We start from the raw sequence: 17,911 nt of genomic DNA, 5'->3' as shown, positions 1-17,911 counted from the left end.
TCCGGGGAATTTTCTTGCCTAACGTCTCGTTTTTCACTACCAGTTAGTGGAAACGTTTCCATTGGGAGGTGGGAGTTGGTTCAATCGGCCACAATCAAAGACGTTGCGCAACGTGCGGGTTGCGGTGTAGCTACTGTAAGCCGGGTGCTGAACCAGACGGGCCCTGCCAGCGCCAAGATGCGCGAAAAGGTCATGGTGGCGGTAAAAGAGCTTGATTTTCACTTTAGTGAGGTCGGCCGATCTCTGCAAAGCAGCACAACCCGCACGATCGGTTGCGTGGTGCCATCCATCGAAAACCCTGTGTACGCCGATGCGGTGCAAGGCGCACAAGAGGTGTGTCTCGATGCTGGCTATCAAATGCTGTTGATCTGCACGAACTACAACGCCGAGATGGAAACCCATGCTATTCGGACGCTCATCTCTAAACAAGTCGATGGAATTATTCTGACCGTTGGTGATGTTAACAATAGTGAAGGGCTGGATTTGCTACGGTCGCGGAAGGTGCCCTATAGCCTGTTGTACAACACTGCTCCCGAAGGACAAATCAGCTGGGCGGTGGATGACCATGCAGCGGCCGCAAAAGTGGCAAGCGTCTTTCATGACAACAAACACAAACACACAGGCTTTCTCGGGCTGGATTTTCTGAGTTCGGATCGTGCACGCCAGCGTTTCGAGGGCTTTGCTGAAGGCTGTGCCTCTCACAACATGACGCCGCCTGCTTTGCTTGAAGTCGATGACGACAGTGACGACCTGACGCCCCGACTGGAGGCATTTTTAAAGCAGCATCCGAACATTACAGGCATCTTCGCATCAAACGACTATCGCGCCTTAGCGACCATTCGCAGCGCGCGCCAGTTGTCGATTGATGTGCCGCGCGATTTGTCGATCATCGGTTTTGACGGGATCAAAGTAGGTCAGATGATTGATCCGACCTTGGCGACGATTGCCACCGAACCACGCGCACTGGGGGCCGGGGCAAGTAAGACGATCCTGTCCATGATCGACGGTTCCACGCCGCCGGAACTCCCGAGTATGGACCAAACATTCAGTTTCCGCGATGGGGGCAGTCTCACGCCTTTGGTTGCCGAAAGCGAAGACGACGGAAAGGTTGCAGCCTTTCCGTCGTCAAATGACCAAACCCACAGACAAGTAAAAATCCAACAGGAGAGACCACAATGAAATATAAACTTGGCGCAGCCCTTATTACAATGACGTTTGCCGCACCTGCATTTGCTGAAGATGCAGTGTGTTACAACTGTCCACCGCAATGGGCTGATTGGGGCTCAATGTTGGAAGCGATTGACGAAAACCTCAATATTCAGATGCCGCATGACAACAAGAACTCTGGCCAGACGCTCAGCCAGCTTTTGGCAGAGCGTGACAACCCGATCGCTGACGTTGCTTATTATGGTGTGACGACTGGTATCAAAGCCGGCAATGAGGGTGTTGCAACACCGTATTTCCCTGCGGGTTTTGATGAAATTCCTGATGGCCTGAAAGACCCAGAGGGCCGCTGGTTTGCGATCCACTATGGCACAGTTGGGTTTTTTGTGAATGTCGACGCCCTTGGTGGCGCAGAAGTGCCACAGTGCTTCGCTGATCTGAAGGACCCGCAGTATCGCGGCATGGTCGGATATCTTGATCCGTCGTCGGCCTTTGTTGGCTACGCGGGCGCGGTTGCCGTCAATCTCGCCTTCGGGGGCGATCTGGGCAACTTCGATCCAGCGATCAACTACTTTGACGAGCTGGCTGAAAACTCACCCATCGTTCCCAAGCAAACATCTTATGCACGCGTGGTATCCGGCGAAATTCCGATCTTGTTCGATTATGATTTCAACGCCTATCGCGGCAAGTACGAAGAAGACGGCAACTTTGAATTCGTGCTTCCGTGCGAAGGGTCGGTGCGCGTTCCTTACGTGATGAGCCTGGTGAACGACGGACCAAACCCAGAACTGGGAAAGCGCGTTCTCGATTTCATTCTGTCCGACGAAGGTCAGGCGATCTGGACGAATGCCTATTTGCAGCCAGCCCGCCCTGTTGAGTTGCCTGCTGAGGTGGCCGAGAAATTCTTGCCCGCGAGCGATTACGAACGCGCCGTTGCTGTGGACTATGCCTTGATGGAGCAAGCGCAGGCTGGGTTCGGTGAACGCTATTTAGCCGAAGTCGACTAACTCAACCCTCAAAACTGTGGGGTCGTGTTCTCGGACGCGACCCCAGAGGATTTCTTATGACAAATCGAACCTTTGTACTGGCGTGTCTTACGCCACTGTTCATCTTTTCTCTGCTGTTTTTGGCATTGCCGCTTGGGCGGTTGTTTCTTGCATCGGGCGAAGGGGACGCAGGCTGGGCGGTCTATCTCGACATCGTGCGCAAACCGCGATACCTGAACACGCTCGTTCTGACAGTGCTCGTGTCGGCTGCGACCACTATTGCGGCCCTGGCGGTATCGACCACAGCAGGCATGTTTCTTGTGCGCAACCAATTTCGGGGCCGTGGAACCGTGCTGTCGGTGCTCACTCTGCCGTTGGCGTTTCCCGGCGTTGTGATCGGCTTTCTGATCATCCTGTTGGGCGGTCGTCAGGGATTGGTGAACCAACTGACCCCGGGCCATGTGGTCTTCGCCTATTCCGCAATTGGTTTGTTCTTGGGGTATCTTTATTTCTCGATCCCGCGTGTCCTGTTGACCGTCATGGCCGCTGCTGAAAAGCTTGATCCCTCGCTCGAGGAAGCGGCTCGGACCATGGGCGCATCGCCTTACCGCGTCGTGATGGACGTTATTATTCCCGGATTAATGCCGTCGTTGATTGCCTCTGGTGCGATTGCCTTTGCGACCGCCATGGGTGCCTTTGGTACTGCCTTCACGCTGGCGACGAACATCGATGTTATTCCGATGGTGATCTACACCGAATTCACCTTGTCAGCCAACATTGCCATGGCTGCGGCCCTATCAATTGCGTTGGGCATCGTCACTTGGATCTTGTTGCTGATCGCGCGGTCCTTGTCAGGTTCAACCGTGGCTGGAGGAGGCTGACATGTTAAGATCCAAAACAAAAATGTTGCAATTGGCGGTCACGCTGCTTGCCTGCGCGTTTCTGTTCGTTCCGATCGTCATGTCGGTTTTGGCTGGGCTGACCGCGAACTACTTTCAGGGCGTTTCATCCGGTTTGACCCTGAAATGGGTGTTCGAAGTCTGGGAGCTCTACGCAAACAGCATTTTCCTCTCTATGGGGATCGCCTTTGCCTGCCTGATCTGCACGGTGATCATCGGCGTGCCTGCGGCCTATGGTTTAGCACGCCACCCCGGCTGGATGTCCCGCATGTTGGAAGAATTCATTTCTCTGCCGCTCGCGATCCCGGGATTGGCGCTCGCCTTGGCATTGCTGCAACTTTACGGGTCGATGCAGGGATTTCGCGCGTCATGGACGTTTATTCTTGTGGGGCACGTTCTCTACACGCTCCCGTTCATGGTACGGTCCATTCTGGCCGTACTGGCATCCATGGACCTCAAGACGCTTGAGGAAGGGGCTGCCTCACTCGGCGCATCGCCATGGCAGCGGTTTCGTGACATCGTCGTGCCCAATGCAATGCCAGGTATTCTTGCGGGTGCTCTGACGGTGGTCACGCTGTCCATCGGTGAATTCAACCTGACGTGGATGCTCCATACGCCTTATCTCAAGACACTGCCTGTTGGACTTGCCGACAGCTACGCGTCAATGCGGCTCGAGATCGCTTCGGCCTACACACTCGTCTTCTTCATACTGATCGTTCCGCTTTTGATGGCCATGCAATGGGCCTCGGCGCGCGCACAAAGGATTGCAAAATGACCCTACGATTAACCCACACCGCCAAGACCTATCCCGATGGGACAAAGGCGCTTTTGCCCACCGAATTATCCGTTTGCAAAGGGGAGATTGTATCGCTCCTCGGCCCATCAGGCTGTGGCAAAACCACGTTGCTACGCATCATCGCGGGGCTTGAGACGCCGGATGCCGGCAGCGATATCTGGTTTGACGATGACAACGTTACGGCGCTCGCTGTCGAGGATCGTCAGGTCGGGATGGTGTTTCAATCCTACGCCTTATTCCCGAACATGTCTGTGCGGGCCAACATCGGCTACGGGCTGAAAATGCAAAAGTTGCCCAAGGCCGAGATCGATGCCCGCGTGACTGAAGTATTGGAAATGTGCCAGCTTCAGCCGTTTGCGAGCCGTGCGATTACCGCATTGTCCGGTGGCCAACGCCAGCGCGTGGCGCTTGCGCGGGCGATTGCACCGCGGCCCCGGTTGTTGCTTCTGGATGAGCCGTTGTCAGCGCTAGACGCGTCCTTGCGCGAAAGCCTGCGCGATGAGTTGGCCGTGCTTTTGCGAGAATTCGACATCACCGCGATATTTGTGACCCATGACCAAGACGAGGCAATGGCGATCGCGGACCGCGTCGCTGTCATGTCTCATGGTCGCGTCGTTCAAAGCGGTTCCCCAGAAGAATTATACCGCAACCCGACATCTTCCTTTGTTGCGGGCTTTGTTGGCAACGCAATGGCCCTATCCGGCAAGGCAGATGGCACCACTCTGCATTTGGAGGGCGGCACCCTGACCTTGCCATCGGATGGCGCCGGTCAAACGGTTTACGTGCGCGCAGAAGATGTCAGGATCGAAGAAAGCGGTCCGCTGCGCGGCAAAGTTGAAGCCGTGACGTTTTTGGGGACGCACTACCGTGTCGTCATATCTGGCGTTACATCCGGCGCGATCGCGTCGATCCACTCAGGTCAAATTGCGCCCAAGGTGGGAGACTTTGTTAACATGTCAATCAATCCTGAAGCCCTGATGCTGTTGCCGACTGAGGCAGACGTCGCATGACGCGCATAATTCAGATCTCCGATCCACATATCGTCCCGCATGGTCAGCTTGCCTATGGTCAAGTTGATACAGCCGAGGCCCTCGCCAACTGCGTTGAAACGATCAACGCGAGCCTGCCCCAGATCGGGCCAATTGATATGGTCATTGTCGCAGGAGATCTGACCGATTTCGGCACAGAAGAAGAATATCAGCGCTTTCGTAAACTCATGGAGCCGCTCAATCTGCCGTATCGCGCCGTTCCAGGAAATCATGATGATGTAGCGGTGATGCGGACCAGCTTCTCCGATCAGCCGTGGATGCCCGTCGAAGGTCCGATTAACTGGATCGAAGATTTTGACGATCTCGCGGTGATCGGTTTGGATAGCAGTGTTGAGGGCAAAGCCCATGGCCACCTTAGCGATGCCACTTTGTCATTCTTATCCACGTCGCTCGATGTGCAAGACGGTAAACCGACGATCGTAACCATTCATCACCCCCCCGTTTTGACGGGCATTGAGAAAATGGATATCCAGAACTTGCGAGAGAGCACGCAATTGCAAGCGATCTTGTCTGGATACAAAGGCGAGCTGCGTCTCACCTGCGGGCATGTCCACCGCAATATCGTGGCACCCTTTGGCGGCGTGATTTGCCAGATCGCTCCCGGTGTCTCCCATGCAGTGACCATTGATCTGCGGACGGGCGCGCCCAATTGCCTGACCAAAGAGCCGGGCGGTTTTTTGTTGCACGAAATGCGCGACGGTATCATGAGCCATCACATCCCGGTCGGACAATTTCCTGGCCCTTTCCTGTTCTATCCTGAGAAATAAATGATGGATGACACCAGCATCATCCTGTTTGCTCTTCACATTGCAGGGGCCGCAGCCCTCCTGATCTGGTCAGTGCGGCTTCTGCGGACAGGGGTCGAGCGCGCGTTTTCGGTCCAACTGCGTACTTTTTTGCGCCGCTCCAATGCAAACAGGGTGCAAGCCACGATCAGCGGCGCCTTGGCGGCCCTTTGTCTGCAAAGCGCAACGGCCGTCGCTGTCTTGGTGTCGAACTTCGCGACCAAAGGGGGCGTTGGTTTGCTTGCCGGTATGGCGATCTTGCTAGGGGCTGATATCGGTTCGGCTATCGTATCGCAGATATTGTTGGTCCGTCAGGACTTTCTGATCCCGTTGCTGTTGCTCATTGGCGTCTTCTTGTTTTTGCGCAGTGCGCGCAATGAAGCCCGGCAATTTGGCCGTATGATGATTGGGGTGGGGTTGATCTTCGTCTCGCTCGATATGATCCGTGCGGCCACCGGCCCCCTCATTGGCAGCGCAGAAACCTCCATCGTGATGAGCTACCTGGCCAACGATCTTGTGACATCCTTCATTATTGGCGCGTTGTTTGCATGGGCCGTGCATTCGTCAGTGGCCGCCGTATTGTTCTTTGTCACCCTCACAGCACAAGGTCTTTTGCCGCCCAACGGTGCGGCGGCGATGGTGTTGGGCGCTAACGCGGGCGGCGCCGTCTTGGCTTACGTACTCACACTTGGCGCTCCGTTGACCGCACGCCGCATGGTCACTGCCAATGTAGTGCTGCGTGGTGGCGGCGCGGTGGTGGTTCTTATGGCGTTGTCGCAAAACCAGAGTGATCTGAGCTGGCTCGGCGCTGATGCGTCCCGTCAGATCATAAACCTGCACCTGGCTTTCAACGTCGGGCTCGCAATCGTTTGTCTTCCCGTCCTCGGCTGGATCGCTTCTGCCACGATCGCGTTCACGCCGGAGCGTGACGACACAAGCCTGCTCATGCAAAGGTCGGCCCTTGATCCGGCAACTTTGGGCCAGCCGGCGCGTGCCTTGTCCTGCACTGCGCGTGAGGTCTTGAAGATGGGCGAAGAGACGGAAACCATGCTGCGAACCTCCATCGCCCTATTCGACGTTTGGGATGCTCCCACAGCCAAGGCGATCACACAGAAAGCGGACCATGTCGGCACGCTACACACGGACATCAAAAGTTTCCTCGCACAGCTCGACCACGAACACCTGTCAGAAGTCCAACGAGAAAAAGCAGGAGAGTTGGCATCCATTGCGCTCAATCTTGAAACCGCAGCGGCGGCCATCTCGCGTGGTCTTGTGGCGCAAGCCGGTGAGATGCAGGCCGAAGGTTTGGCATTTTCAGAAAGCGGTTGGTCCGATTTGATGGAATTTCATGACAGGGTCCTCAGCAATTCTCAGCTTGCGCTGAGCGTCTTGATGACGGGCGCACCGGACGCGGCCCGCCAGTTATTGCACGCAAAAGACAAAGTGCGAAAAGCCGAAGCCAAGCTGCAAGAACGCCATCTTGCGAGGTTGCGCGATAGCATCTCTGCCAGTTTTGAAACGAGCAGGATTCACCAAGACGTTCTGCGCACCCTCAAGAGTATCAATGCCGCATTTGCCACGATTGGTCAGCCGATTGCGGCGCGATCCGGTGACCTTTTAACGTCTCGTTTGTCCACCAAATCAAAGACAAGCACCGCATCGACCGCGCCGCTGCGGAACTGATTGAAAGCCAATACTGCAATGCAATCCGTCCAAGACATTTTTGACCGTTACCAATCCGTCCGGTCGCGCTTACCGGAAGCCACGTTCGCGCAGTGCACCAAGACGATCGGGTCTCTTATGGATATTGCGGATGAGGTGGATGCGTACGTCTTCGACGCGTTCGGGGTATTAAATGTCGGCGAAACACCCATCCCCGGTGCGGCGGCGCGTCTGGATATGTTGCGCGCGCGGGGGTGTGCTATTCGGGTCTTGTCCAACGCAGCAAGTTACAACCACCAAGGAGCCGTGGCGAAATTTCAAAATCTTGGGATTAATGTCACCAGCGACGAGATTATCACCAGTCGGGATGCAACACTCGCAGATCTGGACAATCGGACATGGGGCTGTATCTCGGCCACGGCGGATGATTTATCCGATATCCCGTCAAAGACGCTCAGGTTGGGAGATGATCCAAGCCTATATGCCCAGGCAGATGGGTTCTTGTTCTTGTCTTCTACAGGGTGGTCGCCGTCTCGCCAGGCGCTGCTCAGCAAAGCTCTGAAGGCTCGCCCACGACCCGTCGTGATCGCAAATGCAGACCTTGCCGCACCCCGCGAAACTGGGTTTTCCCAAGAACCAGGGTATTTCGGCCATCTCTTGGTAGATCAAGCGGAAGGAGGCGTCCGGTTTTTCGGTAAGCCGTTTGGAGAGGTTTATGCGCTTGCCGAAGCGGGCCTTGGCGGAATCGCACCATCACGGATCGCTATGGTTGGCGACACATTGCACACCGATATTATTGGCGGTGCTGCACGTGGATGGCGCACCGTCCTTGTCACTCAAGATGGCATGTTCGCGGGCCATGACGTGCGTCACTTTTGTCATGCATCGGGGATTAACCCCGATTGGTGTGTAAAGCGTATTTGAATGCGATGCGTCCGCAAGTGCCCGTTTCAAGTTGTCGAATTTGAAGCTTGATTTTTGCCAAGCCACGGGGAAACGCAAGAAAATCTCATGTGGAACAACGGATCAATTTCAGTTTCCTGTAAATTCGGTCTAGAGCTCTATAACCAGTTGCTAACCTTTACAGTTTTGATCTCCAACTTGATGCTTGAGCATGCCATGTCCGGTGTTGCTCGTATGAATGACCGGTTGTTCCGCCGCCCAGCGGCTTAGAGATTTACGCTGTTGCGGCAATTTCCGCGCTGCGTGCGCGCGCAGCGAAAAAATTTAATGTACAGGTTGGGCTCATTCCGGCCCTTAGCCGCGATTCTCACCAAGGTCCGGTACTGCATGTTGCTCCGGGGAGATTTTCGATTCGAAGCAGGCCGTCTTCGGATAGTGTCCCTGAGAATGGTGTAACTTTGCTCTTGGGCCTCGGCTTGGCCACAGTTACAGGGCGGCGATTGTCGCCGGGTCCATGGGGGTAGTGTCGCAAATGGCGGCGACGGTTTCCAGCGTCATGTAGCGCCGCGTGATCGCCCACTCATCATTCTGCTCCAGCAGTTCGCCATGTGGCCGCCATCGGTTCGAGGACCATGGCGGACGCTCCAACCAGTCGTGTGACTGCGGCCTCGAGCAAAGCGCGTTTCCATTGGTGGATCATCGTCGGATGCACCCCAAACCGGCTCGCCAGTTCGGCTGCGGTCTCCTCGCCCTTTAAGGCCTCCAGCGCGACCTTCGCCTTGAACTCCGGCGCATGCTGCTTGCGTTTAGACATCTGTAATCTCCTTGGTGTTGAAGATCAGCAGACTGCATATCGTAGCTTATGTCAGTGTCCGAATTTCGGGGGGTAGCTTAGACACAACTTACTCTCCGTAGTAGCTGAGGTGGGCGCTCGGGCTAGCTATTCTGCGCCCATGTCCCGGAAAATTTGACCGCTTGCCGAAATCTTACCACCTCCTCGGCGGGGCGGGGTCTTGGCGCAATATCTCCAAAGTCCGCAGAGGGGAAAATATCACATTCGAGGGGGACCGCCGCGAGAAGGGCTGTGCCTAGTCCGGTCAGTTCGGGCATGTGCGCGGGGCGGATGTGAGCTCCGGTTACATCCGCCAGGAATTGTACGAAATAGGGGTTCTTGCTCATGCCGCCATCGACATAGAGTGCGTCTGGACGTGGGACACACGACGCCATAGCGCCAACCACCTCATTTGCGCGAAATGCAATGCCTTCAAGTATTGCCTGAACGAGTTGCTCGGGTTTGTGGTCTAGGGACAATCCTGTCCAGATTCCACGGGCGTTGGGAAGCCAATGGGGGCAACCGAGGCCGGCGAGGGCCGGTACGAAAGCCAAACCGGATTCAATGGCGGGGGGCGTATAGAACGAGTTTATGTCTTCGTAATCCGAAAACAGACCAAGGGTTCGAGCCCAGTTGATCGCCGCACTGGCAGTGAACACCCCCCCATCGAGCGCATAGACGGCCGGCTTGCCGGAGTGCTGCCATGCAACCGTGGGCAGAAGTCCGAGTTCCGGTTTTCGGATGATTTCGGCCCCCGTTACCATCAAGGCGAAGGCCCCAGTCCCGAAGGTAATCTTGGCATCGCCCCTTCGGCGACACCCAAAACCGAAGAGAGCAGCCTGCTGATCGACCACGCTGGCCGTAATGGGCGCAAGGCCATAGTCCGTCTTCATTGCGCCGAATTCGCCGGTCGTTGGAACGATTCGCGGTAAACATTCGATCGGGACACCGAAGAGCCTGCACAGTTCGGCATCCCATTCAAGTGTTTCCAAATTCATCAGTGAGGTTCGACTGGCTGTGCTGACGTCGGTGACGAAGTTGCCGGTCAGCCGGTCGAGAAAGAACGCATCTGTCGTGCCAAGACGCAAACGCCCATCGTTATATGCTTCACGCACCTGGGGAAGATTGTCGCACAGCCAAGCCAGCTTACTGGCCGAAAAATATGGGTCCAGCGGAAGACCCGCGCGCGCCAGCGTTTCGGGCTCGCATCCATCTTTCTGCAATCCCTGCAGCATTGGCAGTGTCCGGCGGTCCTGCCACACAATAATAGGCGAAAGTGGGGCCCCAGTTTCTGCGTCCCACGCAAGACAGCTTTCCCCTTGATTATCTATTCCGATCGCGTCCAGCTTACCTGCTGCGTTCACACAGGCCGTCAGATTTTCAAACAACTCTTCCGGATCGTGCTCAACCCAACCGTCCCGAGGGTAGATTTGCCGGTGCTGCGCGGCATGGGCCACGTGAACCGCTCCATCGGTATTGATGACCAGCGCCCGTGTGCTTGTCGTTCCTTGATCGATCCCCGCGATCCTCATCCTATTTCGACTTTCTCAGTGTGAAGGTGATATCATCCGCAACGTCAGGCTTCACAATTTCAGAAAGCGGGAACTGTAATCGACGTATCGGTTGCGACTTGATGGGTTTTTCCCAGACGGTTTTGCCCCCGGCGCGTGCTTCAAGGACGCCGCGAACCTCCTTCGTTAGTCCCAAATAGAAGTTCGTCATGCCATGGGGCGGCAAGGGGGTAGCGATCCGTTGCGGCACAACGAAGCGAATCGCCGGGTCATCGTGAGTCACAGATATGACGTTGGGTGCGTATGAGGGTGAGGTCTCAAGATCGTTTGCCACGCGCGCGGCCGTATCCACGCCCTCTTGCCAGCAGAACGCAGAGGTCTCGGCTGGGCGGAGGATATTGCCCGTCGCAAAATAGGCCGGATCACTGCAGCGCCCGCTCTGGTCCACGACTGGCCCCCCTGTTCCCCGATCGACGGCAAGGTGGCTGGCCTTCAGAAGCGCAGCTTCCGGTCGAAAGCGGCCGGAGATGATTATCCCGTCAGTCTCGATACGCCGATAGCGCCCATTTTTGTCGCTAAATTCGAATGCTTCGACTTGATCGCTGCCGATGATCGTCGGTTGCCGTATGCCAGTAAAAAGGGGAACCCGTTTTGCAATCAGATAGGGCGTTAACAGGGCTCTGACACGAACATGGTCTTCTTCCTCGACAAGCGCGGCAGGCTTGATGCCCAGATGCGCACAGGTCTGAATCGCGGAAAACGATACAAGCTCGGACCCGAAAATTACAGGGCGGGTGAACGGACGTATATGTTCCAGATAGGCCAGCGACTGAAGCGCGCCAGTGGAGATGACCCCATAAGGGCGGTCCCCGTTGATGAATCGCTGCGCACGCGAACTTTCACGGACACCTGTGCAAAGGACGACGCGATCGGCGTGCAGAACCTCGCGCCCCCCTGGCGTTGTGAGTTCCAGGGTGCCGCCCGGGCGCAGGGCCGTGACGGTCGTACCCGTTCGGATGACCGCGCCGAGATCTGCCGCTACATCAGTGTTTTTTCTGGCGTAATCTGGGCCCTTCATGAGGCGTTTGTATTCGTAGACGCCAAACGGGTAATGCCCGCAATGACGCGGAATTCCCCCCGAATTCGGTTCGCGCTCTAGGACAACGACTCGGCCCACCTTCAAGCGCATGAGTTCGGCTGCAAGAGCAAGCCCCGACGTGCCGCCGCCGACGATGGCGACTGTGCAGCTGGTTTCGGTAAAGGTCTCAGCTGCCATCTCTTGTCCCCATTGGGCGGACCAGGCGACCCTCCGTGAGGGCGGCCAATGCGCCGGTGCAGTAGAAACCTTGACATCTGCCCATTGTAACGCGCGTCCGCCGCTTTAGTCCGGCCAATGTTGCGGGGGGCATCGGTCCATCAAGTACGCGCTCTATTTCGCGCTTGGTCACCAGTTCGCAATGACACACGATGCCATCGCTTCCCGGGCACTGCCAGTCCCGGTCGTGGTACTCTGACAGCTTTTCAGGTGTGGGTGTGACCGGCGTTGATAACGGTTTAAACTGTGTTCCGAACGTGTCGAGCAGCGCGCTCACATGCTGCGCGATGCCAAGCGAAGAGCTTAGTCCGGTAGAGCGGATGCCGCCAACCGATATATAACGGCTCTGACGGTCTTGGTGAATCTGGTAGTCTTGATATTCTGTCGCCGGACGCAGGCCCGCGTATGCTGTCGTCACGTCGCAGTTCGATAACCCCGGCACCATCTCGACTCCTTTGGCCTGCAGGTCGAGCAATGCGTCGCGCGTAGTCGACCCGTCTGTGCGACTTTCCTGATCCTCGGCAGTGGGGCCGACGAGCAAGTTACCGAAAATCGTGCGACAGATCACGACCCCCTTGGTGGTTTTCGTGGGAACTGGAAGGATAATCGAGGACAGCAAATTCGATGCAGGTTTATCGAAGACGACAAACTGTCCTTTGCGTGGGGTAATGGTAAAGCGACGCGCTCCGGTCAGCCGTTCATCGACAATGTCGCCATAGAGCCCGGCACAATTGATCACGTGATCGGCGTGCATGTCACCCTGTGTGGTCTTGAGGGTCCAGGACGTTCCTTCGAAGTGCCCCGTAAGGACTTCCGCGTTGCGCAGCAAGGTGGCTCCGTTTGCGATTGCCTGGAGAATATAAGCATGCGCGGTGCCCCATGGGTCGATCAGATATTCGCCCGGCACGGCAAACCCACCAAGCAGGTCCGGGGACAGGTTCGGCTCCTTGCGGAGTATCTCTTCACGCGACAGGCTCGTCACGTCCGTGACGCCATTGGCGTGAGCTTTCTCGATCAATTTGGGGAGTTGCTTCAACTGATCGTCTGACCATGCCAGAACAAGCGCGCCGGATTTAAGGATTGGAAGCGACATTTGGCCGGCGATTTCCAAGTATTCCTTGTATCCAGCGGCGATGCAAGCCTGCTCAAGTGAGCCGGGGGGGGCGTCGAATCCGGTGTGAAGAATGGCACTGTTGCCTTTCGAAGCCCCATCTAGGACGTCCAAGGCCTTCTCGATGACAACGACCCGTGCGCCGTCAAGGGTCAGGCGGCGGGCTATGGCGCAACCGACGACCCCCCCGCCGATGATGGCAATGTCAAACGTATCACGCGTCATGCGCGGCCCTCCGCAAGTGGGTCTGAGATGTCTGAATGTCGGGCAGTCTTGCCCCCTCGTCATCATTTCTTTGAAAGCTGTTCGCTTGTTGCGCCACAGTCAAGCCCAAAGCTCTCAGATTGACCGTTTGAGCGTCGATATGGCGCGTAGCCCTATTCTATAAACACTTGATAGGTAATCACTTATTAAGTTTTTTGACCGTTTCAACAAAATTCTATGGACTAATCAGCTTGATCGGATAGCCTTTCCCGCAGATGGAGGATGTTATGGTTGGGAAGCCACAGGCGCTCAGGCCGACGGTTCGGCGGGCGGCGATCCATGAGATCATTGAGAAGGCCGGGCGCGCCTCGGTCGACGCGCTTGCTGAGCGATTCGATGCCTCGACGGAGACCGTTCGACGTGACCTGAATGCGCTGGCCAAGACGGGCAAGGTCAGAAAAGTTCACGGCGGTGCGGTCAAGGTCAGCATCACGCCGGAGGGGCTTTTCGAAGAGCGTCTGGCAATTAACGCACAGGCGAAACAGGAAATCGCAGAGAAGCTCGCGAAGATGGTAGAGCCGGGCCAGTCGATCATGATGGATACCGGGTCGACCACACTGGTTTGCGCCAGCGCGCTGGCCCGCGTGCGCGACCTGACCGTAATCACGAACTCGGTTCGTATTGCCCAAACAATAGACCGTGCGCGAAACGGATCGCGTGTCATTCTTTTGGGCGGCACCTATCGGACCGACAATTCGCAGACCGTGGGGGCGCAGACGTGCTCTGAAATCCGGAGAATTCGAACGGACCACGTCGTCTTGACCGTGACAGGAATAGATGGCTCTGGCGCCTATGACTTTTCTGAGCACGAAGCTCAGATCGCACGGTCCATGGTCGACAATACCGGCGCGCTGACGGTTGTCGCAGATAGCTCGAAGTTCGGGCGAAACGCTACGTTCAAGGTCTGCAGCTTGGAGCGGGTTGACCGGCTTATCCTCGAAAGCAACCCACACCCTGACGTCAAGGCCGCATTGGTCGCAGCCGGGGTCGCTGTGATCTGAAGAAAGGGTTCACGCCATGTTAAACATTTTCAAGACCTATGTGCGCGTCGTAGACCGGTTCAATCGATTGATTGGGCAGATGATCATGTACGGCTTTTTCGTGATGGTCGCGATTCTGTTGTGGTCCGTCCTGTCCAAGATGCTTTTCGTTGTGCCGTCGTTCTGGACGCTCGAGGTGTCCCAGTTCGCCATGGTTACGTATTACATGGTCGGCGGCGCCTATTCCCTCCAGCTCGGCTCCAATGTCCGCATGGATCTGTTCTACGGACAGTGGAGTGACCGCAGAAAAGCGGCGTTCGACAGCGTTACGGTGCTTCTGCTGATCTTCTATCTTGTCGTTTTGCTGATTGGCGGTTTGGATTCACTGTCCTATGCGATCGAGTACCAGGAGCGCAGCCCGACGTTCTGGCGTCCCCTTATGTGGCCGGTCAAATCAATCATGTGCTTTGGCATCGTATTGATGATCCTGCAGTCCGTTTCCGAACTTATCAAAGACATTGCCAAACTTCGCGGAGTAGAAGTCTGATGCCGTACGAACTTATTGCTCTGCTCATGTTTGCTTCGATGATGCTGATGCTGATGACGGGGCAGCGCGTTTTCGGGGCCATCGGCGGTGTTGCTGCAATGGCTGCTTTACTGCTGTGGGGGACCGGCGGTTCGGATCTGCCATTCACCGCTGCCATGAAGGTCATGAAGTGGTTCCCGATGCTGACCCTGCCTATGTTCATTTTCATGGGGTATGTCCTGAGCGAAAGCCGGATTGCAGACGACCTTTACAAGATGTTCCACGTCTGGATGGGTCCGATGAGGGGCGGTTTGGCAATCGGCACCATCTTCCTCATGGTTCTAGTTTCGGCGATGAACGGTTTGAGCGTAGCTGGCATGGCAATTGGGGCGACAATTGCCCTGCCGGAATTGCTCAAGCGCAACTATGATAAACGCATGGTTACTGGCGTCGTGCAGGCGGGGTCCTCGCTTGGCATTCTGGTGCCTCCGTCCGTTGTTCTTGTCCTCTATGCGATGATTGCACGTCAACCGGTTGGTCAATTGTGGCTTGCGGGGATCGTTCCGGGTTTGATGATGGCAACCTTGTTCGTCCTTTACATCTACGTTCGTTGTCGCATTCAGCCCGAACTCGGCCCCGCCATACCTGACGCGGACCTCAACATATCGAAACGCGAGAAATACCGCCTTTTACTGGCTGGACTCCTTCCGATAGGGATCTTCGCCAGCATGATGGTGCCCTTCTTGACAGGGTGGACCGGATTGGTCGAAAGCTCGGCCATTGGGGCAATGGCGGCCTTGCTCGCGGCCGTTCTCAAAGGTCGGATGACCAGAAGCGTACTCGAAACGTCGGTGCGTCAGACGCTCGGCATTTCATGCATGTTCATGTGGATTGTTCTTGCTGCTCTTGCCTTTGGCGCTGTGTTCGACGGCTTGGGCGCGGTGAAGGCGATCGAGGGTCTGTTCGTTGAGCAACTTCACCTGAACCCGTGGGTGATCCTTATCATCATGCAGTTGAGCTTCATTCTGATGGGGACGTTTCTCGACGATACGGCGATGTTGGTGATTGTCGCGCCGCTGTATGTGCCGCTGGTTGGCGCACTGGGCTTCGATCTGATCTGGTACGGCGTGCTCTACACGATCACCACGCAAATTGCCTACATGACCCCTCCGTTCGGCTATAACCTGTTCTTGATGCGGGCCATGGCTCCACCCGAAATCGGCCTGCGCGATATCTACGCTTCAATCACACCCTTCGTCCTTGTGATGGTTCTGGCGCTGATCATCCTGATGGTCTTTCCGCAAATTGCGATGTGGCTCCCCAACTATGTCTACGGGAGGTAGCGCGAGCCTTTGCACGCAATGGGCATCCCCCAACCAAGCTTTCATGTTCTGAAGAGGAGAATGACATGACAACGCGAAGAAAGTTCCTGACCACAGCCAGCATAGGCAGTGCGGCCGCCCTAGCCGCGCCCAGCGTCGTAAAGGCACAGGCACCGATCAAATGGCGCATGCAAACTTATTCGGGTGCCCCGTTGGGTGCTCATGTAATCCAGCCACAGATCGAGTCCTTCAACAAAGCCGCCAACGGCGAGATGGAAATCGAGCTGTTCTATGCAGACCAGCTGGTGCCGACCGGAGAGATGTTCCGTGCACTGCAGAACGGGACCATCGATGCGGTACAATCCGACGATGCAACCATGGCGTCCCCCGTGGATATTGCCGATTTCGGCGGATATTTTCCCTTCTCGTCCCGTTATAGTCTGGATCTTCCCGTTCTGTTCCATCGCTACGGACTGAATGAAATCTGGCAAGAGGCGTATGACGAAGTTGAAGGTGTCGAATGGCTCGGAGCGGGCGCTTGGGACCCGCTGCACGTCTATACTGTGGATAAGCCAATCCGCACCATGAACGACATGGCCGGCCTGCGGGTGTTTGGCGTACCCACGGCTGGTCGGTTCATGGCGCAATATGGGCTCATCCCGGTAACCGTCCCCTTCGAGGATGTCGAAGTCGCGCTTCAGACAGGTGAACTTGACGGCATCGCCTGGAGCGGTTTCACAGAGATGTACGAAATTGGGTGGGCTGATGTCTGCAAATACGCCCTGTCTAATAACATCACCGGCGCCTGGTGCGGATCCTACTTTGCGAACAGCGACAGCTGGGCCAAAGTGCCCCCGCATCTCAAAGAGCTCTTCAAGCTGTCTATGGACAGTTCGCATTATTATCGCCAGCACTGGTACTGGGGCGGTGAAGCGCAACTGCGAGCGAACGGCGGCAAGATGGAACAGACGACCATCCCGCCAGAGGAATGGGAACAGGTTGTCAATGACGCCGAGAAATTCTGGGATCAACTGGCATCACGCAGTGATCGAGCTGCGCGTGTTGTCAAAATCTTCCGTGATTACAAGGCTCTCATGGAAACGGTAGGGGTTCCATACCGGTATTAACTGACCCCCGCATGATCACGTTATGATCGTGGTTTGACATGGTCAGATGCAGGTCTGTTTAAGGCGTTGCATCTGACCTCACTTAATTATGCGGTGCCCGTCGCGGAATTCGAACCCTCCGATACCATCGGACAAATCGTTCTACATAGTCCAGGAATGCCGCCATCTTCGCACGTTGTTAGATATGTCGCTTTGCTGGGCCTTTGTCGATCCACCTAGGCTGATTGATCTATCGTCATAAGCGCCCGGTTTCTACCGCCTGCCTGATTTTCTCCTGATGTTCTAAAACAGTAACGGCGCCATTGATACCGCAGTTTACGCGGCCCGGCTGTCGGCTGCTTGTCCCAACGCCTTCCAGGTCCACGGCAGCAGGTCATCCAGCTTGTTGATCTTGTGGTCGTGGATACAGTCGAGAACGTCCGCAAGATAGGCCTGTGGATCGAGGCCGTTTAGCTTGGCTGTTTCGATGATGGTCATGCCGCGAGCCAAAGTTTCCGCACCTGCGTCTACCGGGAGGAAGGGCTTTCAGAGCAGTGTCCCAACAGTTGGTGTAATTTCCGCCGGTAGCGCGGGCTGAGCGGAGCCTTCGCATAGCGAAGCGAGGCCCGTGCGGGCCGCTTGGCGGCCATGGTTGTTCTTCGGCTAAGGTTTGGTTTGCGGACCTAACTTTGACCGAGGA

At 56.1% G+C, this 17,911-nt stretch carries 15 protein-coding genes and 2 pseudogenes; 12 read left to right on the top strand and 5 right to left on the bottom strand.

All coding sequences use genetic code 11. The features are described 5' to 3' along the window. Positions 1-75: 75 nt before the first annotated feature. The 8 genes from DC363_RS12820 to DC363_RS12785 are packed head-to-tail and all read left to right on the top strand — an operon-like array spanning position 76 to position 8,265. A complete protein-coding gene (locus tag DC363_RS12820; RefSeq protein WP_108641564.1) occupies positions 76-1,179 on the top strand; it encodes a LacI family DNA-binding transcriptional regulator in 1,104 nt (367 codons plus the stop codon). Continuing rightward, on the top strand, positions 1,176-2,171 hold the full coding sequence (locus DC363_RS12815; protein WP_108641563.1) for an ABC transporter substrate-binding protein: 996 nt from the start codon (positions 1,176-1,178) through the stop codon (positions 2,169-2,171). The genes DC363_RS12820 and DC363_RS12815 overlap by 4 nt, the downstream gene beginning before the upstream one ends. 56 nt (positions 2,172-2,227) lie before the next feature. Beyond that, positions 2,228-3,031 carry an ABC transporter permease gene (locus DC363_RS12810; protein ID WP_108641562.1) on the top strand — a complete coding sequence of 268 codons (804 nt, stop codon included), beginning with the start codon at positions 2,228-2,230 and terminating at the stop codon, positions 3,029-3,031. Position 3,032: 1 nt separating this feature from the next. Beyond that, positions 3,033-3,824 carry an ABC transporter permease gene (locus DC363_RS12805; protein WP_108641561.1) on the top strand — a complete coding sequence of 264 codons (792 nt, stop codon included), beginning with the start codon at positions 3,033-3,035 and terminating at the stop codon, positions 3,822-3,824. After that, entirely contained in the window at positions 3,821-4,855 is a 1,035-nt protein-coding gene (locus DC363_RS12800; RefSeq protein WP_108641560.1) for an ABC transporter ATP-binding protein, read from the top strand. The genes DC363_RS12805 and DC363_RS12800 overlap by 4 nt, the downstream gene beginning before the upstream one ends. Next, on the top strand, positions 4,852-5,661 hold the full coding sequence (locus DC363_RS12795; protein WP_108641559.1) for a phosphodiesterase: 810 nt from the start codon (positions 4,852-4,854) through the stop codon (positions 5,659-5,661). Before DC363_RS12800 ends, DC363_RS12795 begins: the two co-directional genes overlap by 4 nt. Beyond that, positions 5,662-7,362 carry a Na/Pi cotransporter family protein gene (locus DC363_RS12790; protein WP_338418936.1) on the top strand — a complete coding sequence of 567 codons (1,701 nt, stop codon included), beginning with the start codon at positions 5,662-5,664 and terminating at the stop codon, positions 7,360-7,362. Between the two features lie 18 nt (positions 7,363-7,380). After that, positions 7,381-8,265 (top strand): HAD-IIA family hydrolase, encoded by an 885-nt coding sequence (locus DC363_RS12785; RefSeq protein ID WP_108641558.1) that lies wholly within the window; start codon positions 7,381-7,383, stop codon positions 8,263-8,265. 640 nt (positions 8,266-8,905) lie between these two features. Here the strand turns inward: DC363_RS12785 and DC363_RS12780 are convergent. The 4 genes and pseudogenes from DC363_RS12780 to DC363_RS12765 all read right to left on the bottom strand — a co-directional run. Further along, positions 8,906-9,058: pseudogene (locus DC363_RS12780) on the bottom strand (transposase); the annotation flags it as partial. Positions 9,059-9,180: 122 nt separating this feature from the next. Continuing rightward, complete coding sequence (locus tag DC363_RS12775; protein ID WP_108641557.1) at positions 9,181-10,608, bottom strand: FGGY-family carbohydrate kinase; 1,428 nt, start codon at positions 10,606-10,608, stop codon at positions 9,181-9,183. 1 nt (position 10,609) lies between these two features. Next, positions 10,610-11,863: an NAD(P)/FAD-dependent oxidoreductase gene (locus DC363_RS12770; protein WP_108641556.1), complete on the bottom strand. Its 1,254-nt coding sequence runs from the start codon at positions 11,861-11,863 to the stop codon at positions 10,610-10,612. After that, positions 11,853-13,238 (bottom strand): NAD(P)/FAD-dependent oxidoreductase, encoded by a 1,386-nt coding sequence (locus tag DC363_RS12765; RefSeq protein WP_108641555.1) that lies wholly within the window; start codon positions 13,236-13,238, stop codon positions 11,853-11,855. The genes DC363_RS12770 and DC363_RS12765 overlap by 11 nt, the downstream gene beginning before the upstream one ends. 266 nt (positions 13,239-13,504) lie before the next feature. On the opposite strand from DC363_RS12765, the gene DC363_RS12760 reads away from it, so the two are divergent. The 4 genes from DC363_RS12760 (at position 13,505) to DC363_RS12745 (ending at position 17,232) form a co-directional block, all read left to right on the top strand. After that, positions 13,505-14,278, top strand: a complete 774-nt coding sequence (locus DC363_RS12760) for a DeoR/GlpR family DNA-binding transcription regulator (protein ID WP_158270875.1) — start codon at positions 13,505-13,507, stop codon at positions 14,276-14,278. Positions 14,279-14,294: 16 nt separating this feature from the next. After that, on the top strand, positions 14,295-14,804 hold the full coding sequence (locus DC363_RS12755) for a TRAP transporter small permease subunit (protein WP_108641553.1): 510 nt from the start codon (positions 14,295-14,297) through the stop codon (positions 14,802-14,804). Next, entirely contained in the window at positions 14,804-16,126 is a 1,323-nt protein-coding gene (locus DC363_RS12750; RefSeq protein WP_108641552.1) for a TRAP transporter large permease, read from the top strand. Before DC363_RS12755 ends, DC363_RS12750 begins: the two co-directional genes overlap by 1 nt. 65 nt (positions 16,127-16,191) lie before the next feature. Next, a complete protein-coding gene (locus tag DC363_RS12745) occupies positions 16,192-17,232 on the top strand; it encodes a TRAP transporter substrate-binding protein (RefSeq protein ID WP_108641551.1) in 1,041 nt (346 codons plus the stop codon). A 315-nt stretch (positions 17,233-17,547) separates the two neighbouring features. On the opposite strand, the pseudogene DC363_RS12740 reads toward DC363_RS12745, so the two are convergent. After that, positions 17,548-17,751: pseudogene (locus DC363_RS12740) on the bottom strand (transposase domain-containing protein); the annotation flags it as partial. Positions 17,752-17,911 lie beyond the last annotated feature (160 nt).

This window comes from Thalassorhabdomicrobium marinisediminis (assembly GCF_003072065.1).
Lineage (GTDB): Bacteria > Pseudomonadota > Alphaproteobacteria > Rhodobacterales > Rhodobacteraceae > Octadecabacter > Octadecabacter marinisediminis.
The sequence above is the reverse complement of the archived record's forward strand: the minus strand, read 5'-3'. Positions and strand labels throughout refer to the sequence as shown.

Coding starts and splice junctions, on each gene's coding strand:
- DC363_RS12815 (WP_108641563.1), top strand. CDS start 1,176: ATGAAATATAAACTTGGCGCAGCCCTTATTACAATGACGTTTGCCGCA.
- DC363_RS12810 (WP_108641562.1), top strand. CDS start 2,228: ATGACAAATCGAACCTTTGTACTGGCGTGTCTTACGCCACTGTTCATC.
- DC363_RS12805 (WP_108641561.1), top strand. CDS start 3,033: ATGTTAAGATCCAAAACAAAAATGTTGCAATTGGCGGTCACGCTGCTT.
- DC363_RS12800 (WP_108641560.1), top strand. CDS start 3,821: ATGACCCTACGATTAACCCACACCGCCAAGACCTATCCCGATGGGACA.
- DC363_RS12795 (WP_108641559.1), top strand. CDS start 4,852: ATGACGCGCATAATTCAGATCTCCGATCCACATATCGTCCCGCATGGT.
- DC363_RS12790 (WP_338418936.1), top strand. CDS start 5,662: ATGATGGATGACACCAGCATCATCCTGTTTGCTCTTCACATTGCAGGG.
- DC363_RS12785 (WP_108641558.1), top strand. CDS start 7,381: ATGCAATCCGTCCAAGACATTTTTGACCGTTACCAATCCGTCCGGTCG.
- DC363_RS12775 (WP_108641557.1), bottom strand. CDS start 10,608: ATGAGGATCGCGGGGATCGATCAAGGAACGACAAGCACACGGGCGCTG.
- DC363_RS12770 (WP_108641556.1), bottom strand. CDS start 11,863: ATGGCAGCTGAGACCTTTACCGAAACCAGCTGCACAGTCGCCATCGTC.
- DC363_RS12765 (WP_108641555.1), bottom strand. CDS start 13,238: ATGACGCGTGATACGTTTGACATTGCCATCATCGGCGGGGGGGTCGTC.
- DC363_RS12760 (WP_158270875.1), top strand. CDS start 13,505: ATGGTTGGGAAGCCACAGGCGCTCAGGCCGACGGTTCGGCGGGCGGCG.
- DC363_RS12755 (WP_108641553.1), top strand. CDS start 14,295: ATGTTAAACATTTTCAAGACCTATGTGCGCGTCGTAGACCGGTTCAAT.
- DC363_RS12750 (WP_108641552.1), top strand. CDS start 14,804: ATGCCGTACGAACTTATTGCTCTGCTCATGTTTGCTTCGATGATGCTG.
- DC363_RS12745 (WP_108641551.1), top strand. CDS start 16,192: ATGACAACGCGAAGAAAGTTCCTGACCACAGCCAGCATAGGCAGTGCG.